The sequence below is a fragment of the Luteibacter sp. Sphag1AF genome, from assembly GCF_014192715.1.
Classification (GTDB): domain Bacteria; phylum Pseudomonadota; class Gammaproteobacteria; order Xanthomonadales; family Rhodanobacteraceae; genus Luteibacter.
The window spans coordinates 124,022-141,725 of sequence record NZ_JACHYH010000004.1 but is presented as its reverse complement, the minus strand read 5'-3'; the positions used below and the strand labels follow the sequence as shown (position 1 = coordinate 141,725).

Genomic DNA, 17,704 nt, shown 5'->3' with positions numbered 1-17,704 from the left:
AACATGAATACGGGAATGCGAATCGGAGGCGCGGCACTTGTCACGCTCATGGCCGGCTGCGCGGATTTCGGCGTACCGCGTGACAACGGGGCCATGCAGCGGGAAGCTCTCGCTGGCCTGGACAAAGACCCGCCACGCCCGCAGGCCCCTCCCGCGATCGAATCACCTTCGACACCGCCAACAAGCGTCATCGCCAGGGGCACTGGCCAGTTCATTCATCCTGCCGCTCTGAAAAAGCCCCGTCCCGTGGTGGGCGGCAAGGAAACGGTGACATTCAACTTTGAAGACCAGCCGGTCGAGGCCGTCGTGAAGGCGATCCTCGGCGACCTGCTCGGTGAGAACTACAGCATCGTTCCCGGCGTCGCCGGAAGCATCTCGTTCTCTACATCCAAACCCGTGACCGAGGATCAGGCGTTGCCGATTCTCGAAACCCTGCTGTCGTGGACAGACAACGCGCTGGTGCGCGAGGGCACCCGTTACGTGGTGATGCCCGCGCGCGAGGCCATTGCGGGAAACGTGGCGCCCAGCCTGGGTGCGGCAAAGCCGGTACATGGTCTTCAGGCGCGGCTGTTCCCGCTACGCTTCATTTCCGCGGTGGAAATGCACAAGCTGGTGAAACCCTTCGCGCGGCCCGATGCCGTGCTGCTGGCCGATCCGTCGCGCAACGTGCTCGTGATGGCCGGTTCGGCCAGCGAACTGGAAAACTACCAGCGCACCATCGAAACATTCGATGTCGACTGGCTGCGCGGCATGTCCGTGGGTGTTTTCAATTTGCAGCGCGCCAACGTCAAAGAGTTGATGCCCACGCTGGAGAACCTGTTCGGCAACAAGAGCGGCACGCCGGTGGCAGGACTGATGCGCTTCATGCCGATCGAGCGAACCAATGCGCTGGTCGTCATCAGCCCGCAGGAAGCCTACCTGCAAAAAGTGCACGAGTGGATCGAGCGGATTGACCAGGGCGGAGGCAATGAGCCGCGACTGTTCGTGTACGACGTGCGCAATCTTCCGGTCGCCGACATGGCCCAATATCTTTCGGGTCTGTATGGCGGCGCGTCGAAGCCTGTGGATCAGGGCGGACGCGTTTCACCGGGGCTCACGGCGGCAACGACGCAGAACACGGATGAATCATCCGAATCGCCTGCGACCCATCCCCGGACGGCAGCAGCGGGCGGTGGCGACAGCGATCCGGATTTCTTTGCTGCATCGGAGAAGAAACCCGCCGCATCCGTGCCCACTCCAAGCAACGCATCGGGCGACAGCGTCCGCTTCACTGCGGTGGAAGCCAACAACCAGCTCATCGTTCGCGCACGGCCTGCGCAGTGGGCCGAGATCGAGGAAGTGATCCGCCGCCTTGATGCCATACCGCTTCAGGTGCAGATCGAAACGCGCATTCTTGAGGTGGCGCTGCGCAACGAGTTTGCTTTCGGCGTGCAGTGGTTCCTCGAAGGCCTGGTGGGCGGCGGGCAGCCGGGCAACAAACAGCAATGGCAATTGGGGGCAGCGTTGCCAGCCCGGGAAACCGGTGGCTTTTTCTATTCGTTCATCAACAACGAAGTGCAGGCGAAAGTGCGCGCACTGGAGACCAGTGGCGATACACGCACGCTGTCTTCACCCTCGCTGGTGGTGGTCAACAATCAGAAGGCGCGCATCCAGGTCGGCGATCAGATTCCCATTGTGCAGACCTTCGTCCAGACAGGCGCCAACGCGGGTAATCAGGTGGGCCAGGTGGAGTACAAGGACACCGGCGTCATCCTCAACGTGAAGCCACGCGTGAATCCGGGTGGTCTGGTCTACCTGCAAATCCAACAGGAAGTCAGCGATGTGAAGCAGGGCCCCAATGCGGCCAACGCCACGATCGGAAAGCGCCAGTTGGCGACGCAGGTTGCCGTGCAAAGTGGCCAGACTGTCCTGCTGGGTGGGCTCATCAAGGAAGGCGATGAACGCACGCGATCCGGCGTGCCGTTCCTGAGTCGCATTCCGTGGATCGGCAACCTGTTCGGCCAGACCTCGCGTCAGGACGGCCGCACCGAACTGATCGTGTTGATAACCCCGAAAGTCATCGCCAACGGTGAGGACGCCAAACGGGTAGCCGACGAGTTTCGTCAGCGCTTCCGCTCGCTTGAGCCGGTGGCGCCGCCCAGGGCCGATGGCCCGAAGGCTGCGCGGGAGGCCTGATCCGTTCGCCCACGTGGACCGGCTTTCCGTACCATAGCCGGTCCATGAGCACTTCTTTTCCCATCACTCCGGTTATTCCGGACATCCTGGCGTCGCTGGCGGACCACCCGCGTCTGGTGCTTGAGGCGCCGCCTGGCGCGGGCAAGACCACGCAGGTGCCGCTGGCTTTGCTCGGCGCGCCCTGGCTGGACGGCGGCAAGATCGTGATGCTGGAGCCGCGTCGCCTCGCGGCCCGTTCGGCCGCCGGATTCATGGCGTCGCTGTTGGGCGAGGAGGTGGGTCAGACGGTCGGTTTCCGCATCCGTTTTGAGTCGCGGGTCGGCCCACTCACGCGCATCGAAGTGGTGACCGAGGGCATCCTCACCCGGATGATTCAGGACGACCCGATGCTGGAAGGCGTGGGCGCCATCGTGTTTGATGAATTCCACGAGCGTCATCTGGCCGGCGATCTTGGCGCTGCCCTGGCGCTGGACGTACAGGCCAATCTTCGTCCGGACCTGCGTCTGCTGGTGATGTCGGCCACGCTGGATGGCGAGCGCATGGCCACGTGGCTGGACGCGCCACGCATCAGCAGTCCGGGCCGCAGTTTTCCCGTGCGCATCGACTACCCGCCGGCGCGCCATCAGGAAACGGTGGAGCAGCATGTAGCGCGCACGGTACAGATGGCGCTGCGCGACAACGACGGCGACATTCTTGTGTTTCTTCCCGGACGCCGCGAAATCGAACGCACGCGGCTCATCGTGGAGCGCGTGCATGAAAGCGTGGAAGTGGTGCCCCTGCACGGCGAGTTGTCGCTGGCAGAGCAGCAGCTGGCGCTGGCTCCCGCCGATCCGGGCACGCGCCGCGTGATCCTCGCCACCAACGTGGCCGAGTCCAGTGTGACGCTGCCGGGCATTCGCGTGGTCATCGACAGCGGCCTTGCGCGCGAGCCGCGTTTCGACCCGTCATCCGGATTCACGCGCCTTGAAACGGTGACCATCTCGCAGGCATCCGCCGACCAGCGCGCCGGACGTGCGGGCCGCGTTGCCGAAGGCGTGGCATATCGGCTGTGGGCACAGAGCAGGAGGCTGGAGGCACAGCGCACGGCAGAAATCGCGCAGGCGGAGCTGTCGGGTCTCGCGCTGGAGCTGGCCACGTGGGGTAGCGACGACCTGGCGTGGCTGGACGCACCCCCTGTAGGTGCATTGGGTCAGGCACGCGATCTGCTGCGCCGTCTTGGTGCGCTGGATGAGGATGCGCGCATCACAGCGCTGGGGCGCGACATGCTCGTCCTGGGTGCGTCACCGCGACTGGCCGCGGCCGCGCTGCGCGCGGACGCCACGCTGCGTCCCCTGGTATCGGACCTTCTTGCCTTGATGGAGGCGCGCTCGCCACTGCGTGGCGAACAGGGGCGTACCGATGACTTTCGCGTGCGCGTGGCGGCGTTGCATGTGTGGCGCGACAGCGGCGCACGTGGCGCGCGGTCCAGTTCTGCTGATGTCGGCGCGCTGGCGGCCATCGAAAAATCGGCCTCAGGCTGGCGCCGCCGACTTCAGGTGCGCAATGGCGCAAGCGGCGTGCCGCATGCGCACGCGGTGGGCGACATGCTTGCGCATGCCTTCCCGGATCGCATTGCCCGGCGCGACGACAGCAATGCGTCGCGCTATCAGCTGGCCAATGGCCGTGGTGCGCGATTGCACGAGAATAGCGCACTGCATGGCGAGCCGTGGCTCGTCGTGCTGGACCTGCGACTGGAAGCGCGCGACAGCCTCATCTACTCAGCCGCGCCCTTCGACCCGGGCCTGCTTGAATCGGACTATCCCTCGCGCCTCGTGAGTGAGCGCGTGCTGCGCTGGGACGACGAACGCGATATCGCCGAAGCGTTTGAAGAGCGACGATTCGATGCGCTGGTGATCGAGCGGCGCAGCGTGCCCATCACGCCGGAAGATGCGCTGCCTGCATTGCTCGCGGCCATTCGCTCACGTGGTGTCGATGCGTTGCCATGGAGTGAAGCGGCCCGCCGATTGCGCGCGCGCATGGGGGCGCTGCGATTGTGGCGCCCGGAAGCAGGCCTTCCGGATGTGTCTGACGAGGCGTTGCTTGGCACGCTGGAAGCATGGCTCGCGCCGTTCCTTGCAGGCAAGCGCCGGCTCGGTGCGTTGCAGGCCAGTGATCTGTCCGAGGCGCTGGCGTCGATGCTCACCTACGATCAGCGTCGTGAACTGGACGCGCAGGCACCCGATGACATCACGGTGCCCAGTGGCATGACCCGCCGCCTTGAATACGGCACGCGTGACGATGATCCGGGCGCGTCGCCCGTGCTCGCGGTCAAGCTCCAGGAGCTTTTTGGACTGGCCCAAACTCCAAGTGTCGCCGGTGGTCGCGTGCCCGTGATGCTGCATCTTCTGTCGCCCGCCGGTCGGCCCATCCAGGTGACCCAGGACTTGCACGGCTTCTGGACGCGCACGTATCCGGAAGTGAAAAAGGAACTGAAAGGGCGCTATCCCAAGCACCCCTGGCCTGATGATCCGTGGACCGCCACGGCCACGCACCGGGCGAAGCCTCGCGGAACCTGAGTCATTCGTTTCGCACGTCGAGGACTGAAGACCTACGCGAGGGCCCTGCATTGTTCCTGCCTGCACACGCAGGCTCGCCCGCAGACATTGCGTCGCTTCGCCGATCCCGGCTGTTTGATGAACCCACTCTAATGTCAGCGATTCCAAAGACGGAATCGCCGACACATACATGGGAGTTCAAACATGAAACGGATCATTCGCCTCGCCCTCGCGGCGGGGTGCCTCGCCGCCACGAACGCGATGGCGGCGTCGGACCCGACGGACATCACCTCGGCACTCATCAAGTCACGAATGCAAAGCGAAGGTGTGGCCAGTGCCATCGCCATGCACGACCGCGACTTCGTTGCCATGATGCTGGTTGACCCCGCATCGCCGTACAGCGAACTGGAGGCGGCTCCCACACTGACCAACGACGTGGCGTGGTTCGATGCCGTCTCGAATCTGTCAGTGGCCGGAAGCCCCATGTCACCGGAAGTCGCGCTGGCTTTTCTGCAATGGGATGGCGGTTTTACCAAGGCGCGCCCGGGACAGGAAATCAGCCGTATCGCCCCTGATGATTTCATTGCGGCGAACTACAGCAAAGCCGGGGTGGACCGCGACATCTTCGACAAGGCCATCGACCTTCTGAGTCACCGGCACTCCACCGTTGCTGCAAACATCGCCGTGGGAGCGCAGATTCTCCGCGACAGGGCACGTGGCGTGGATCCTTCCGACTACGGGAAGATGGGAGTCCGGCTTGACGTGCTGGAGCGCTTTCTCGCCACCCGCAATTCCGACGAACTGCTTGAGTCTGATCGCGAATATCTGTCGATGACTATCGGCCAGGAGATGAATCGCTGGCGCGTGGGTCGCGCCACATCGCGGGGTGACCGGGAAATTCCCACACATTTCCGCGTGGCACGCGTGGCCGCTGCCTATCGCGACATGCAGGGTTACTTCGCCACGTGGCCCTGTGATGCCCAGGGCAACGCACGCTTGGGCTACGCCGGTACCCAGCAGCCTGGCGACGAACGTCCGCTGTGTTTTGTGGGCGCCACGGATCGGGCGGTCTACAAGTGGTACGTCGGCGAACTGTGGAATCAGGCGCACGGCATGCGCGAACGCTTGCATGCCGAAGGCCCGAGCACGGCCTCGAAAATCCTGAATCTTCTTGCGCCGGCGCTACTGCTCACGGATGTGGGCGCACTGCTTGAGTTCATGGAGCCGCTTGTTGCAGAGGAAATGTATTCGTCCGGCCTCATTGAAGAAAAAGAGGCGGAATTGGCATCGTCCCGCGCCGAAGAGCGCACTTGCGGAAGGATCTATCTGTGATGGCACGGCATGGCGCCAAGAGGCATCGGATATATGCGTGGTTGCTCACCGCTTGCCTTGCAAGCCCCGCATTTGCAGGCACGCCGGAGTATGTGCCGGTAGACGATGCGGAAAGCGGCGTGGTCGAGGAGATGATCGACACGTTCTCCCGTTTCGCATTCAGCATTGACGCCTGGTTGCGTCTGGAGGCACCGGGTTCGCCCACGCTGATTGTGGGTGGCGTGTATGACAATTTCGCCAGTCGCTTTCTGAGCGCGACGTTCGGCCGCTTTGAATACAAGTACGAGGTCAACGGCAGGAAATTCGTGCGGACTTACTACAGCACGTCAGGCGAAGAGCCTGACGAAGCATTCGGACGTCTCGTTGAAGCGGCTACGGGCTACCGACCCCCGCTATCGCCTGCATCGGAATCGTTTCGTACGTCCAGCAGCAGCGTACGGGTGGTGCTGATTGATGAGGATCAATCGCCCATCAAGGCTGGCGATGCGCTCGATGGCGTGGTCCACGCGCGCGACGCGGAGCTGAAAATGCTTCGCCAGTTGCACGCGGAGATTGCCAGTGGCGTGGTGGAAGACGGTGGGGTGCTTGCGGGCCGGATCACTCAGGCGCCGTGCTATTCATGCCGCGGCGCGTTCGAGCAGTTCCTTGAACTTCATCCCCGCATCGCCGAACCGCAGATCGAGTATCTGCTGAGGGACTCCCCGGCATATGCGCGTTACAAGGACGTGCGCAACATCGTCTGGCGGACTACCCGCAGGCACCGGGCTGCACAGTCGAGCTGGTACCTGGAGGATGTGCTGGACAGCCCGCCGCGTTCGCCGCCGCCGGCGCCTGATCCGGACTGCTGAGGCTTAACCCAGGGGCCGCACACGGAAGTTGCGGCCCTTGATCTTGCCTGCACGCAGACGCTCCAGCGCCTTGTTGGCAAGGTCCCGGCGGATGGCTACATAGGCACGGGTGGCGAAGACGTCGATCTTGCCGATGTCCTTTGCATCCAGACCCGCATCGCCGGTCAGGGCGCCCAGAATGTCGCCGGGACGCAGCTTGTCCTTGCGGCCCGCATCAATCACTACCGTCTTCATCGGCGCGAGGTTCAGCACTTTGCGTGCGCCCACCAGGGGCCTGGCGGGATATCGCTTGAGCGGCGCGCCCTGTTTCTCTTCGATGGCGCGGATCTTCGGAAGCTCGCGCGAGCCGGCCAGCGTGATGGCCAGGCCGGTGTTGCCTGCACGGCCGGTGCGGCCAACGCGATGGGTATGCGTGTCGGCATCGTGCGCCACGTCGTAACTGACGACCAGCGGCAGTTCGGCGATATCCAGGCCGCGTGCGGCCACATCCGTTGCGATCAGGATCGAGCAGCTGCGATTGGCGAAGCGCACCAGCACCTCGTCGCGGTCGCGCTGTTCAAGGTCGCCATGCAGGGCAAGCGCGGAGAAGCCACGGCGATCCAGTTCGGCGGCCAGCGTCTCGGTGTCCTTGCGCATGTTGCAGAAGACGAGCGCGGCTTCCGGGCGTTCGTGCGTGATGATCTGCGAGAGCGTGTCGATCTTCTGACTCACTTCCACCTCAACCAGGCGCTGCTCGATGGTGGCTTCGCCATGCGGCGTGTCGATGGTGACCGTGACCGGGTTGTTCTGCACGCGACCGCTGACGGCGCGGATTTCGTCCGGATAGGTGGCCGAGAACAGCAGCGTCTGATGGTGTTTGGAGATGCGCGACACGATGTCGTTGATCGCTTCCTCGAAGCCCATGTCCAGCATGCGGTCGGCTTCGTCCAGCACCAGCACGTTGATGCCGCCGCCGTGCAGGCTGTTGCGCTTCAGGTGCTCCTGCACGCGGCCTGGCGTGCCGACGACGATGTGCGGATCGTGTTCCAGCGATGCCAGCTGCGGTCCCAGCGGCATGCCGCCGCACAGCGTGAGCAGCTTCACGTTCGGGATGTTCACGGCCAGCTTGCGGATCGACTTGCTGACCTGATCGGCCAGTTCACGCGTGGGGCACAGCACCAGTGCCTGCAAGCGGATGGTCTCCACCTTGAGGTGCTGAAGGAGGCCCAGAGCGAACGCTGCCGTCTTGCCGCTGCCTGTCTGCGCCTGGGCAATCACGTCCTTGCCCTCAAGAATCGGGGGCAGGCTGGCGGCCTGGATGGGCGTCATGCCGGGGTAGCCCAGCGCCTCCACGGCAGAGAGAAGGGCGGGTTTGAGGGCGAGCTGGCTGAAATCGGTCATGCGCACATGATCGCATCTCCGGCGCCATCGAAGGAAACAGCGCGGGCCTCCGCCATGCGGCGACCCGCGACAATCAGTGATTTACCAGCTGGTGCGGCCTGGAAGCAGGCCTTTCAGCTCGGCCTCGGTCAGGTTGCGCCACTGGCCTGGCTTCAGGTGGCCGAGCTTCACATTGATGATGCGCACGCGGCGAAGCTGGGTCACGCGGTAGCCGAATGCGGCGGCCATCAGGCGAATCTGCCGGTTCAGACCCTGGGTCAGCACGATGGAAAAGCCGTACTTCGCGATGCGCCGCACCTTGCATGGCTTGGTCATCTGGCCGTGAATGCGCACGCCACGCGACATGCCGATCACGAATTCGTCGGTCACCGCCTTGTTCACGGCGACGAGATATTCCTTCTCGTGACCGTTTTCAGTGCGCAGGATTTCGTTGACGATGTCGCCGTTGCTGGTGAGCAGGATCAGGCCTTCGGAGTCTTTGTCCAGACGACCGATGGGGAAGATGCGCTGCGGGTGGTCCACGAAATCGACGATGTTGCCGTCCACCGACTGGTCAGTGGTGCAGGTGATGCCCACCGGCTTGTTGAGCGCGATGTAGACCGCGCGACTCCGGGACGACGTGGGCGCCAGCGTGCGCGCCACGACGATTTCGCCGTCCACGCGCACGACATCGCCGTCGAGCGCCTTGGAGCCCATGCCAACAACTTCATCGTTGATGGTGACCCGGCCCGCCACAAGCAGTTCGTCGGCTTCACGCCGCGAACAGATGCCCGCTTCGCTGATGTATTTGTTGACGCGCATCAGGAACGCAGACCGACGCCACGCTTCAGGAGATGCAATGCCAGCGCAGACAGCCCCACCACAAACACCAGCATGACGGCGAAGGCGGTGCCGATCTGCACATCGCTGACACCCAGCACGCCGAAGCGGAATGCGTTCACCATGTACAGGATGGGATTGACCATGGAGATGCTGCGCCACGGTTCACCCAGCAGGTCTACTGAGTAGAACACGCCGCCCAGATAGGTCAGCGGGGTCAGCACGAAGGTGGGCACCAGCGCGATATCGTCGAACTTCTTGGCGAATACCGCGTTGACGAAACCCGCCAGCGAAAACACCGTGGCACCCAGAATGACCGACAGCACGGTGATGAGCGGGTGGGCCACATTGAGGTCGGTGAAGAACAGGGCGATGACCAGCACCAGCGCACCAACGATGACGCCGCGCGCTACGGCACCGGTGACGTACCCCAGCAGAATCACCCAGTTGGGCATCGGCGACACCAGCATCTCTTCCACGAAGCGGCCGAACTTGGCGCCGAAGAACGAACTGGAAATGTTGCCGTAGCTGTTGGTGATGATGCTCATCATGACCAGGCCGGGCACGATGTACTGCATGTACGTGAAGCCATGCATCACGCCGATGCGGCTGCCGATCAGTTTGCCGAAGATCACGAAATACAGCGTCATCGTGATGGCAGGCGGAATCAGCGTCTGCGTCCAGATGCGCAGGATGCGGGCCACTTCGCGGCGAACAAGGGTGCCCAGGGCGACCAGGTTGGTGGAGGTGCTCATGCGTCGGCCTCCCGGCCCTGTTCAACCAGACGGACGAAGAGCTCTTCCAGCCGGTTCGCCTTGTTGCGCATCGACGTCACGGTGACGCCGTGTGCGGAAAGCGACGAGAAAAGCGAATTGAGGTCGTGTGCCCGGGACATTTCAGCTTCGATGGTGTGGTCGTCAATCGGGCGCAACGTGACACCCGGAAGCACTGGCAGCGTGCCGGGCACCGTGGCCACGTCGAGCACGAAGGTTTCCACGTCCAGAGTGGACAGGAGACTCTTCATGGTCGTGTTCTTGACGATGCGGCCGTGGTCAATGATGGCGATGTTGCGGCACAGCTGCTCGGCTTCCTCAAGGTAATGCGTGGTGAGGATCACCGTGGTGCCGGCGGCATTGATGCCGCTGACGAACTGCCACATGGAGCGGCGGATTTCGATATCCACACCCGCCGTGGGTTCGTCCAGGATCAGGAGCCGCGGCTCGTTCATCATGGCCCGGGCGATCATCAGGCGGCGCTTCATGCCGCCGGACAGCATGCGGGCCTGATGGTGTGCCTTGTCCCACAGGCGCAGCTCTTTGAGGTACTTCTCTGCGCGCACGGATGCCTCGGCGCGACCAATGCCGTAGAAACCGGCCTGGTTCACGCAGATGTCGAATGGCTTCTCGAACTGGTTGAAGTTGATTTCCTGGGGGACCAGGCCAATCAGCTGCATCGCCGCGCTGCGGTTTTTGTGAATGGACACCCCGAAAACCTCGGCCTCGCCACTGGAGGCGTTCACCAGCGAGGACAGGATGCCGATAAGAGTGGATTTACCCGCGCCGTTGGGGCCGAGCAGCGCGAAGAAATCGCCCTGTTCGACGGTCAGGGAGACCCCTTTGAGGGCCTCGACGCCGTTTCCGTAGGTCTTGCGTAAATCCTTGACGTGTAAAGCGGGAGTGGTCATGGGCTGCGCCGGACTGACAAGCCGCCTATTATACCGGGCTTTCCCACGCCGACTTTGTGTCGCACGGTCAATAGAGAGTTGCCATGGCTGAACAATTCCAGCTCCGCCTCGCGGACAGTTTCATGCTCGCACCCAGCGTGCGACACCTGTCGTTTGAGCGGGTGGACGGTCAGCCGCTGACCTTCGTGCCGGGCCAGTTCCTGCAGGTGCACTTCGCCTACGACGATGGCAAGCCGACCAAGCGCAGCTATTCGGTGGGTACCGTGGGCGATGGTTCGAGCCCGGTCCAGCGCATCGAAATCGCCGTCAGCTACGTGGAAGGCGGCGCCGCCACCAAGCTTCTGAGCGAGCTGCCCCACGAGGGCGTGATCGACGCCAGTGGCCCGTACGGCCGCTTCTGCCTGATGGATGGCGACACCAACAAGCGCTACATCCTCATCGCCACCGGCACCGGCGTCACGCCGTACCGGGCCATGCTGCCCCAGATCGAAGCGCTGATCCGCGACCGCGGCTGCGAGTTCGTGCTGCTTTACGGGGCGCGTAATGAGGGCGAGCTGCTCTACGGTGAGGAATTTGAAGCCTTTGCGCGTCAGCATCCGGGTTTCGTGTTCCACCCGTGCCTGAGCCGTGGCGCGCGCCCGAACCCGCGTCCGCATGATCGCCTGGGCTATGTGCAGAGCGTTCTGGCCGAGCTGGAGCCCCGTGCAGATGGCGACATCGCCTATCTGTGCGGCAACCCGAACATGGTGGACGCCTCGTTCGCGGCGCTGAAAGAGGCCGGGCTGGCGGTTCAGCATATCCGTCGCGAGAAATACATTTCATCCCGGTAATCGCCGTGGCAGGCAAGCCGGGATAGACTCCGAAGCACATGCACGCACCCTTTGTTGTCGCCCATCTCAGCCCGGACATGCAGCGTTTTGCCACGCTGGATCAGCGCTTGCTCGCCGCCGTGCGTCCGATCCGCATCCTTCCGACGGTCGCCTGGCCGGCTTCGGTGGAAGAAAGGCTGATTGCCGAGTTCGGCGCCGGCCGGCTGTCCCTGCCGGACATCCGCTATGCCCCGCCAGACCTCTCGGCGGCCCGGCATGAACTGGACGCCATCGAGGCGGAGGCCGGCGAGGGTCATCCCATTGCCGATTACCTCAAGCGCACGGCGGAGTCCTGGCGGGTGGCCGCCGATCTGCTGGATGCGGTGGGTACCGAGGGGGTTACGGCCGCCTCGGTGTCGCTGTACGGCCGGCCGGGCGATGCCATTCCGGGCAGCAACCGCAGCAATCTGGACGCCGCGCGCTATTTCGTGGACCTGGCCGACGAGCTGGGCGCCGATCTGGATACCGAAGATGCCACCGGCAACATTCAGGCCGAAGATCTGCGCCGCGACATGGCGCAGAGCCTGGACGCCTTTTTCGCCCCCGGCACCATTTCCGTGGAAGTTGACCCGGAACTGACCGCCAAGGCAGCGGCAGGCGCCACGCGCATCCGTCTGCGCGGCGGCGCAAGATTCACTGAATACGATCGCCATCAGCTGCTGGCGCACGAAGCCTTCGTGCATTCGCTTACCGCATTGAATGGTCGCGAGCAGCCTGTGCTGGCGTCGCTGGCGCGTACCTCGCCGCGTGTCACGGCAACGCAGGAAGGTCTTGCGGTGTTCGCCGAGCTGATGTCCGGCGCTATCGACATCTCACGCCTGAAACGCATCAGTCTGCGCATTCTTGCCATCGACATGGCGCTGAACGGCGCGGACTTCGTCGACGTGTTCCGCTTCTTCCGCGATTGCGGACAGAACGTGGCCGACAGCTTCCACTCCGCGCAGCGCGTGTTCCGTGGCGTGCCGCTGACCGGTGGCTCGGCGTTTGCGAAAGACAACGTGTACCTGACCGGCCTGCTTGCCGTGCATACGTTCTTCCGCTGGGCGCTGCGTCAGCGCCGGCTGGATCTGCTGCGCAACCTGTTTGCCGGCAAGCTCGCGCTGCATGACGTCATGAGTCTGGAAGCCCACTTCATCTCCGGCGAAATCGCTGCTCCGCGCTATCTGCCGCCGTGGATGCAGCACGTGCATGGACTGGCCGGCAAGCTGGCTTTTTCGCTGTTCGTGAATCACATCCACATGGCTGGCGTACAGGCCGAGGAAATTTCCCTCGGCCTGTAGCGCCGCGCGCTATTTGCGGATGGTGAAGTCACCCGGTGACAGGGCGAAGAACGTGCTGCTGTCGCACGTCACACGAAGGCGTGCATGAGCGCTGGCCGGGAGCGTCGCCGGCAGGGCAATCCGCGCCTTGCCGTTGTTGGCCACATTTTTCAGCAGCGGGCTGGCAAGGAACGTACGGCCGCCATCCACCGAGAGGTCCACGCTGACGTTCCGGCAGGAAATCGGTGCCTGATCGGTTTTGGCAACATTCCAGTTGAGCAGGTAGGTCCTGCCCGCCGTGAGGCTGGCGCCTGCCCGGGGAGCCCGGATGGCGAATGCCTCGCCAGTGTTGTGCACGTGGACGTAGCGATCGCTCGAAGCCACGGTGGAACGATGATCCAGGTTGTCGCGCACCACGGCGCGGAAGTGCAGCACGCGGCTGGTGGTTGGCAGGGCATCCCCGAGACCCAGCGGCTCGTCGCCCAGCAGAACCTTCATTGCCGGGAACGTGCGCCGTGATTCACGGGTGGGAGCCCGGGAGCGGAACAGCGGGCCATTGCCCTGATCGGTCAGCACGGGCGAGCGCTGCGGCACCCCCACGTCTACCTGGTCCCAGGCGTAGGTGAGCGTTGCGAGCGGGTCGGCGAAGCTGGCAATTTCGCTAAGGTAGAACGGGGTGTGCGCCGGAATGAAGGGTTCCGGGGCGGCCGGCTGGAGGAAGGGCGTGCGCGTGGACTTGCTGCGGGTACTGGCGCATGCACCCCCCGCGCTGGCCATCCAGGCGTTGATGGCGTCGATGCTGGCGATGTGGAAAAACGGGTCGCTGTTGGCTTGCAGGTCGTTTTCGCCACACAAGCCGGCGTACGCCATGATCGTTGAGCCTGATCCCGGCTCGAAGCGTCTCTCCATCGAGATATTGGCGTAGTTACCCGATGAGCCGCATACCGAGTACGTATGCGGTGCGCCCAGCTGATGCCCCAGTTCATGAGCGACAAAATCGACATGGAACGCATCGCCCACCGGTTTCGGGCTGCCGGTCATGCCGGCGGCCTTGGTGAGGCCCGGATCAGACATGCCAGGCGTGAAGTCCACGCAGCTATTGCCCAGTGTTCCGGCCACGCCCGAATCGCGGTGAGCATCCAGCACATGGCCGATATCGAATCCCTTCTGGGTGAGCTTCTCGTCGGTGAACCTGGTATTGGCCAGGGCGACGGCTTCATCGCGTCCTTCCGCGCCGTTGGCCGTGTGGGCCGGGTTGTTGTTTTCGGCCTCGAACGGATCGTTGGCCGGATCGGTGAGGATCAGGCGGTCACTGTTTTCGGCCAGTACCAGATGGATGCCGAGATCGTTTTCGAAGATCTGGTTTACCCGGTTGACGGTGCGGATGACGCCCGCGAGGCCGTCTTCGACCGAACCGCCCAATGCCTTTGTGTAGGCGCTGGTCGCGGACATCGCGATGCGGAAGGTGCGTAGCACCGCGCCACCGTTGCGCGCCGTGGCGTGAACACCCGTCATCGCTGGCGTGGCTTTGGCGGTGCTGGCACGCGACATGATGTCGTTTTTAAGGAAATCGCCTTTCGTGCGTGCCGCATCCTTGCGCCGGAATGCCGCATAGGTGGCATCCGGCGTTGCGCCGCGAGCCATGGTCTTGCGGGCGCCGGTCAGGTCGGACAACGGCTGCACCAGCCAGCTTCCCTTCTCGTCGGAAACCAGAGCCTGGACGCCCCGCGCGGTGGTATCCAGACGGATGCTGCGGCCGGAGGCATCGCGGCCCTTCAGGCTGCGCAGGTGCGGGAATCGCTGCGCCAGGCTTGCCGGCATCACGTCAGAGGATTCCAGTTCAAAGCGCGAGAAGCCGCCCTCCGGGATGGGGATGTCAATGGACGCTGCCGCCGTCGTCGCGCCGCGCGCGGTGGTGTGGGTGCGCGGCGCAATGGAGCGCATGAGTGCGTCGACATCCAGCATCACGGTGCGGTATTGGCTGGGCAGGGTGGAAGGGACCGAAGCGCCGCGTCGTGCGGGAGCCTGCGTTCTGTCGGTGGCGGGTGCATCTGTCCAGAGGCGGTCGGAACTGGTTTCGGCGTGGGCGGCGGTGGCGCAAAGCAGTGCGCCGATGATCAGTGGAAGCCGGTGCTTGCGTACAGTGAGGGTTGTGTCCATACGTGGTGCTCCTTGGGATGAACGGCGCGCTTCGGATGAGGCGTGCCTGACAGATATGAAGCCACGAAGGTGTGGGCTGGTCTGTCGGCTGGTGCCTGCACGAATGTAGGAGGAATGCGGGATCGCGGTCGGTCAGCGACGTCGGCCGCATAGCTGTCATGCAAGCACGTGATGTCCCCGGGACCTGCGGGCCGCTGCCGCGCCCTGGCGCGTGAATCGGCTGCGCAGGCGGGCCGGTGAGGGGCCGCCGGTGCTACCATTTCAGGCCTCACGTGCTCCCTCCATGCTGCGCGTCCCCATCTCCACCCCATTCACAGGATTCCGATGGCTATCTCAGAGGAACTCAGGCAGGCGGCGCTTGAATATCACCGCCTTCCTCGCCCCGGCAAAATCAAGGTCACTCCGACGACGTCGCTGCTGACTCAGCGCGATCTCTCGCTGGCCTATTCGCCCGGTGTGGCAGCGGCGTGCGAGGCCATCGTCAGCGATTCGCAGGCGGCGGCGGAAATGACCGCGCGTTCCAATCTGGTGGCTGTGATCACCAACGGCACGGCAGTGCTGGGCCTTGGCAACATCGGCCCGCTGGCGTCCAAGCCGGTGATGGAAGGCAAGGGCGTGTTGTTCCAGAAGTTCGCCGGCATCGATGTGTTCGACATCGAAATCGACGAAAACGACCCGGACAAGCTGGTCGACATCATTGCCAGCCTTGAGCCGACCTTCGGCGGCATCAACCTGGAAGACATCAAGGCGCCGGAGTGCTTCATCGTGGAGCGCAAGCTGCGCGAGCGGATGAAGATTCCGGTGTTCCACGACGATCAGCATGGCACCGCCATCATCGTTGGTGCGGCGGTCATCAACGCGCTGCTGGTCACCGGCAAGAAGATCGAAGACGTGCGCCTCGCCACCACCGGCATGGGCGCGGCAGGCATCTCCTGCGTCGACATGCTTGTGGCTCTGGGCATGCGCAAGGAAAACATCCTGGCGTTCGACCGTGACGGCGTGCTGCATACCGGGCGTACCGACCTGGACCCGGACAAGCTGCGCTACGCCCGCGACACGCCCAAGCGCACGCTGGCTGAAATCGTGGAAGGTGCCGACATCTTCCTCGGCCTGTCGGCGGGCGGCATCCTGAAACCGGAAATGGTGGCCACCATGGCCGACCGTCCGATCATCTTCGCGCTGGCCAATCCGAACCCGGAAATCCTGCCCGAAGACGCGAAGGCCGTGCGTCCCGACTGCATCATGGCCACCGGCCGTTCGGATTACCCGAACCAGGTGAACAACGCCCTGTGCTTCCCGTATCTGTTCCGCGGCGCGCTGGACGTGGGCGCCACGGTCATCAACGAGTCGATGAAGGTCGCCTGCGTGCGCGCCATCGCCGAGCTGGCCCGCCGCGAAGCGTCGGACGTCAGTGCCCGCGCCTATGGCGGCAAGCCGCCGAGCTTCGGCCCGGAATACCTGATTCCGCAGCCGTTCGATCCGCGCCTGCTGATCCAGTTGCCGCCCGCCGTCGCGCGCGCGGCCATGGAGTCGGGTGTGGCCGCACGTCCCATCGAGGACTTCGGTGCCTACATCGACCAGTTGACCAGCTTCGTGTTCCGCACCGGCCTCCTGATGAAGCCCGTGTTTGATCGCGCCAAGGCGGATCCGAAGCGCGTGGTGTACGCCGAAGGCGAAGAAGAAACCGTGCTGCGCGCCGTGCAGACGGTGGTCGATGAAGGTCTGGCCAAGCCCATCCTGGTGGGCCGCCCGGACGTGATCGAGCGTCGCATCCAGCGTGCCGGCCTGCGCCTGCGCCCGGGTGTGGATTTCGAGATGTGCAACATCCACTCTGATCCGCGCTTTGAAGACTACTGGCGCCTGTACCACAGCATCATGGAGCGACGTGGCGTCACGCCGGCCTCCGCGAAGGCGGCGGTGCGTTCGCGTTCCACCGTGATTGCGGCGCTGATGGTCGAGCGCGGCGAAGCCGACGCCATGATTTGCGGTCTCGTGGGCACGTATCACAACAAGCTGGAATACATCACCAGCATCATCGGTCTGGACGAAGGCGTATCCGAAGCCTCCGCCATGGCAGCCGTTTCGACGGAGAAGGGCACTTTCTTCTTCCTCGACACATACGTGCAGGACGATCCCAGCGCCGAGCAGATTGCCGAAGCCACCATGCAGGCATCCATCCGCCTGAAGCTGTTCGGCATCCAGCCGAAGGTCGCGTTGCTGTCCAATTCCAACTTTGGCGGCCGCGAGACCAAGAGCTCGGCCAAGATGCGCGAAGCGCTGAAGATCATCCGCGAGCGCGTGCCCAAGCTGGAAGTGGAAGGCGAGATGCAGGCCGACGTGGCCCTCACGCCGGAACTGCGCGAGCGGATCTTCCCGAACTCGCGTCTGGAAGGTAAGGCCAACATGTTCGTGTTCCCGAACCTCGATGCCGCCAACACGGCCTACAACATGGTGCGCGTGCTGTGCGACGGCGTGGTCATCGGCCCGATCCTGATGGGCGTGGCCAAGCCGGCCCACATCCTCACGCCGCAGGCGACCGTCCGCCGCGTGGTCAATATGACCTCGGTGGCCTGCGTCGAGGCCCAGATCCGGACGCAGAAGCCCCGGTAAACGTCTTGCCGGGCCAGGAGGAGCGGGGCTTTGC

12 protein-coding genes are annotated in these 17,704 nt (G+C 63.9%); 7 read left to right on the top strand and 5 right to left on the bottom strand.

The window, feature by feature from the left end; genetic code table 11:
• Window positions 1–3: 3 nt before the first annotated feature.
• The 4 genes from gspD to FHW69_RS12405 all read left to right on the top strand — a co-directional run bounded on the left by gspD (window position 4) and on the right by FHW69_RS12405 (window position 6,889).
• On the top strand, window positions 4–2,175 hold the full coding sequence (gene gspD, locus FHW69_RS12420; protein WP_183423388.1) for a type II secretion system secretin GspD: 2,172 nt from the start codon (window positions 4–6) through the stop codon (window positions 2,173–2,175).
• Between the two features lie 44 nt (window positions 2,176–2,219).
• The gene (gene hrpB / locus FHW69_RS12415; RefSeq protein WP_183423387.1) at window positions 2,220–4,730 is read left to right on the top strand and encodes an ATP-dependent helicase HrpB; all 2,511 of its coding nucleotides are present in this window, start codon (window positions 2,220–2,222) and stop codon (window positions 4,728–4,730) included.
• A gap of 183 nt (window positions 4,731–4,913) precedes the next feature.
• Window positions 4,914–6,041 (top strand): hypothetical protein, encoded by a 1,128-nt coding sequence (locus FHW69_RS12410; protein WP_183423386.1) that lies wholly within the window; start codon window positions 4,914–4,916, stop codon window positions 6,039–6,041.
• The gene (locus FHW69_RS12405) at window positions 6,041–6,889 is read left to right on the top strand and encodes a hypothetical protein (protein WP_183423385.1); all 849 of its coding nucleotides are present in this window, start codon (window positions 6,041–6,043) and stop codon (window positions 6,887–6,889) included. The genes FHW69_RS12410 and FHW69_RS12405 overlap by 1 nt, the downstream gene beginning before the upstream one ends.
• Window positions 6,890–6,892: 3 nt before the next feature.
• On the opposite strand, the gene dbpA is transcribed toward FHW69_RS12405, so the two are convergent.
• The 4 genes from dbpA to FHW69_RS12385 all read right to left on the bottom strand — a co-directional run bounded on the left by dbpA (window position 6,893) and on the right by FHW69_RS12385 (window position 10,772).
• Window positions 6,893–8,269: an ATP-dependent RNA helicase DbpA gene (gene dbpA / locus FHW69_RS12400; protein ID WP_183423384.1), complete on the bottom strand. Its 1,377-nt coding sequence runs from the start codon at window positions 8,267–8,269 to the stop codon at window positions 6,893–6,895.
• Between the two features lie 81 nt (window positions 8,270–8,350).
• The gene (locus tag FHW69_RS12395) at window positions 8,351–9,070 is read right to left on the bottom strand and encodes a pseudouridine synthase (protein WP_183423383.1); all 720 of its coding nucleotides are present in this window, start codon (window positions 9,068–9,070) and stop codon (window positions 8,351–8,353) included.
• A complete protein-coding gene (locus tag FHW69_RS12390; protein WP_183423382.1) occupies window positions 9,070–9,843 on the bottom strand; it encodes an ABC transporter permease in 774 nt (257 codons plus the stop codon). The genes FHW69_RS12395 and FHW69_RS12390 overlap by 1 nt, the downstream gene beginning before the upstream one ends.
• Window positions 9,840–10,772 (bottom strand): ABC transporter ATP-binding protein, encoded by a 933-nt coding sequence (locus FHW69_RS12385; protein WP_183423381.1) that lies wholly within the window; start codon window positions 10,770–10,772, stop codon window positions 9,840–9,842. The genes FHW69_RS12390 and FHW69_RS12385 overlap by 4 nt, the downstream gene beginning before the upstream one ends.
• An 83-nt stretch (window positions 10,773–10,855) precedes the next feature.
• Between FHW69_RS12385 and FHW69_RS12380 the strand changes: the two genes are divergently transcribed.
• The gene (locus FHW69_RS12380; RefSeq protein ID WP_183423380.1) at window positions 10,856–11,602 is read left to right on the top strand and encodes an FAD-binding oxidoreductase; all 747 of its coding nucleotides are present in this window, start codon (window positions 10,856–10,858) and stop codon (window positions 11,600–11,602) included.
• Window positions 11,603–11,640: 38 nt separating this feature from the next.
• Window positions 11,641–12,921, top strand: coding sequence for a flavohemoglobin expression-modulating QEGLA motif protein (locus FHW69_RS12375; protein WP_183423379.1), 1,281 nt, complete (start codon window positions 11,641–11,643; stop codon window positions 12,919–12,921).
• Between the two features lie 9 nt (window positions 12,922–12,930).
• Here FHW69_RS12375 and FHW69_RS12370 read toward each other — a convergent pair whose 3' ends face one another.
• On the bottom strand, window positions 12,931–15,060 hold the full coding sequence (locus tag FHW69_RS12370; protein ID WP_183423378.1) for a reprolysin-like metallopeptidase: 2,130 nt from the start codon (window positions 15,058–15,060) through the stop codon (window positions 12,931–12,933).
• Between the two features lie 324 nt (window positions 15,061–15,384).
• Here FHW69_RS12370 and FHW69_RS12365 point away from each other — a divergent pair, with 324 nt between their 5' ends.
• On the top strand, window positions 15,385–17,670 hold the full coding sequence (locus FHW69_RS12365) for an NADP-dependent malic enzyme (protein ID WP_221195524.1): 2,286 nt from the start codon (window positions 15,385–15,387) through the stop codon (window positions 17,668–17,670).
• The last annotated feature ends 34 nt before the right edge of the window (window positions 17,671–17,704 follow it).

What these genes read in the sequence shown, in the direction of transcription:
- FHW69_RS12385 (WP_183423381.1), bottom strand. Translation starts at nt 10,772, where the DNA reads ATGACCACTCCCGCTTTACACGTCAAGGATTTACGCAAGACCTACGGA.
- FHW69_RS12375 (WP_183423379.1), top strand. Translation starts at nt 11,641, where the DNA reads ATGCACGCACCCTTTGTTGTCGCCCATCTCAGCCCGGACATGCAGCGT.
- FHW69_RS12390 (WP_183423382.1), bottom strand. Translation starts at nt 9,843, where the DNA reads ATGAGCACCTCCACCAACCTGGTCGCCCTGGGCACCCTTGTTCGCCGC.
- FHW69_RS12380 (WP_183423380.1), top strand. Translation starts at nt 10,856, where the DNA reads ATGGCTGAACAATTCCAGCTCCGCCTCGCGGACAGTTTCATGCTCGCA.
- FHW69_RS12370 (WP_183423378.1), bottom strand. Translation starts at nt 15,060, where the DNA reads ATGGACACAACCCTCACTGTACGCAAGCACCGGCTTCCACTGATCATC.
- dbpA (WP_183423384.1), bottom strand. Translation starts at nt 8,269, where the DNA reads ATGACCGATTTCAGCCAGCTCGCCCTCAAACCCGCCCTTCTCTCTGCC.
- FHW69_RS12410 (WP_183423386.1), top strand. Translation starts at nt 4,914, where the DNA reads ATGAAACGGATCATTCGCCTCGCCCTCGCGGCGGGGTGCCTCGCCGCC.
- gspD (WP_183423388.1), top strand. Translation starts at nt 4, where the DNA reads ATGAATACGGGAATGCGAATCGGAGGCGCGGCACTTGTCACGCTCATG.
- FHW69_RS12405 (WP_183423385.1), top strand. Translation starts at nt 6,041, where the DNA reads ATGGCACGGCATGGCGCCAAGAGGCATCGGATATATGCGTGGTTGCTC.
- FHW69_RS12395 (WP_183423383.1), bottom strand. Translation starts at nt 9,070, where the DNA reads ATGCGCGTCAACAAATACATCAGCGAAGCGGGCATCTGTTCGCGGCGT.
- hrpB (WP_183423387.1), top strand. Translation starts at nt 2,220, where the DNA reads ATGAGCACTTCTTTTCCCATCACTCCGGTTATTCCGGACATCCTGGCG.
- FHW69_RS12365 (WP_221195524.1), top strand. Translation starts at nt 15,385, where the DNA reads ATGGCTATCTCAGAGGAACTCAGGCAGGCGGCGCTTGAATATCACCGC.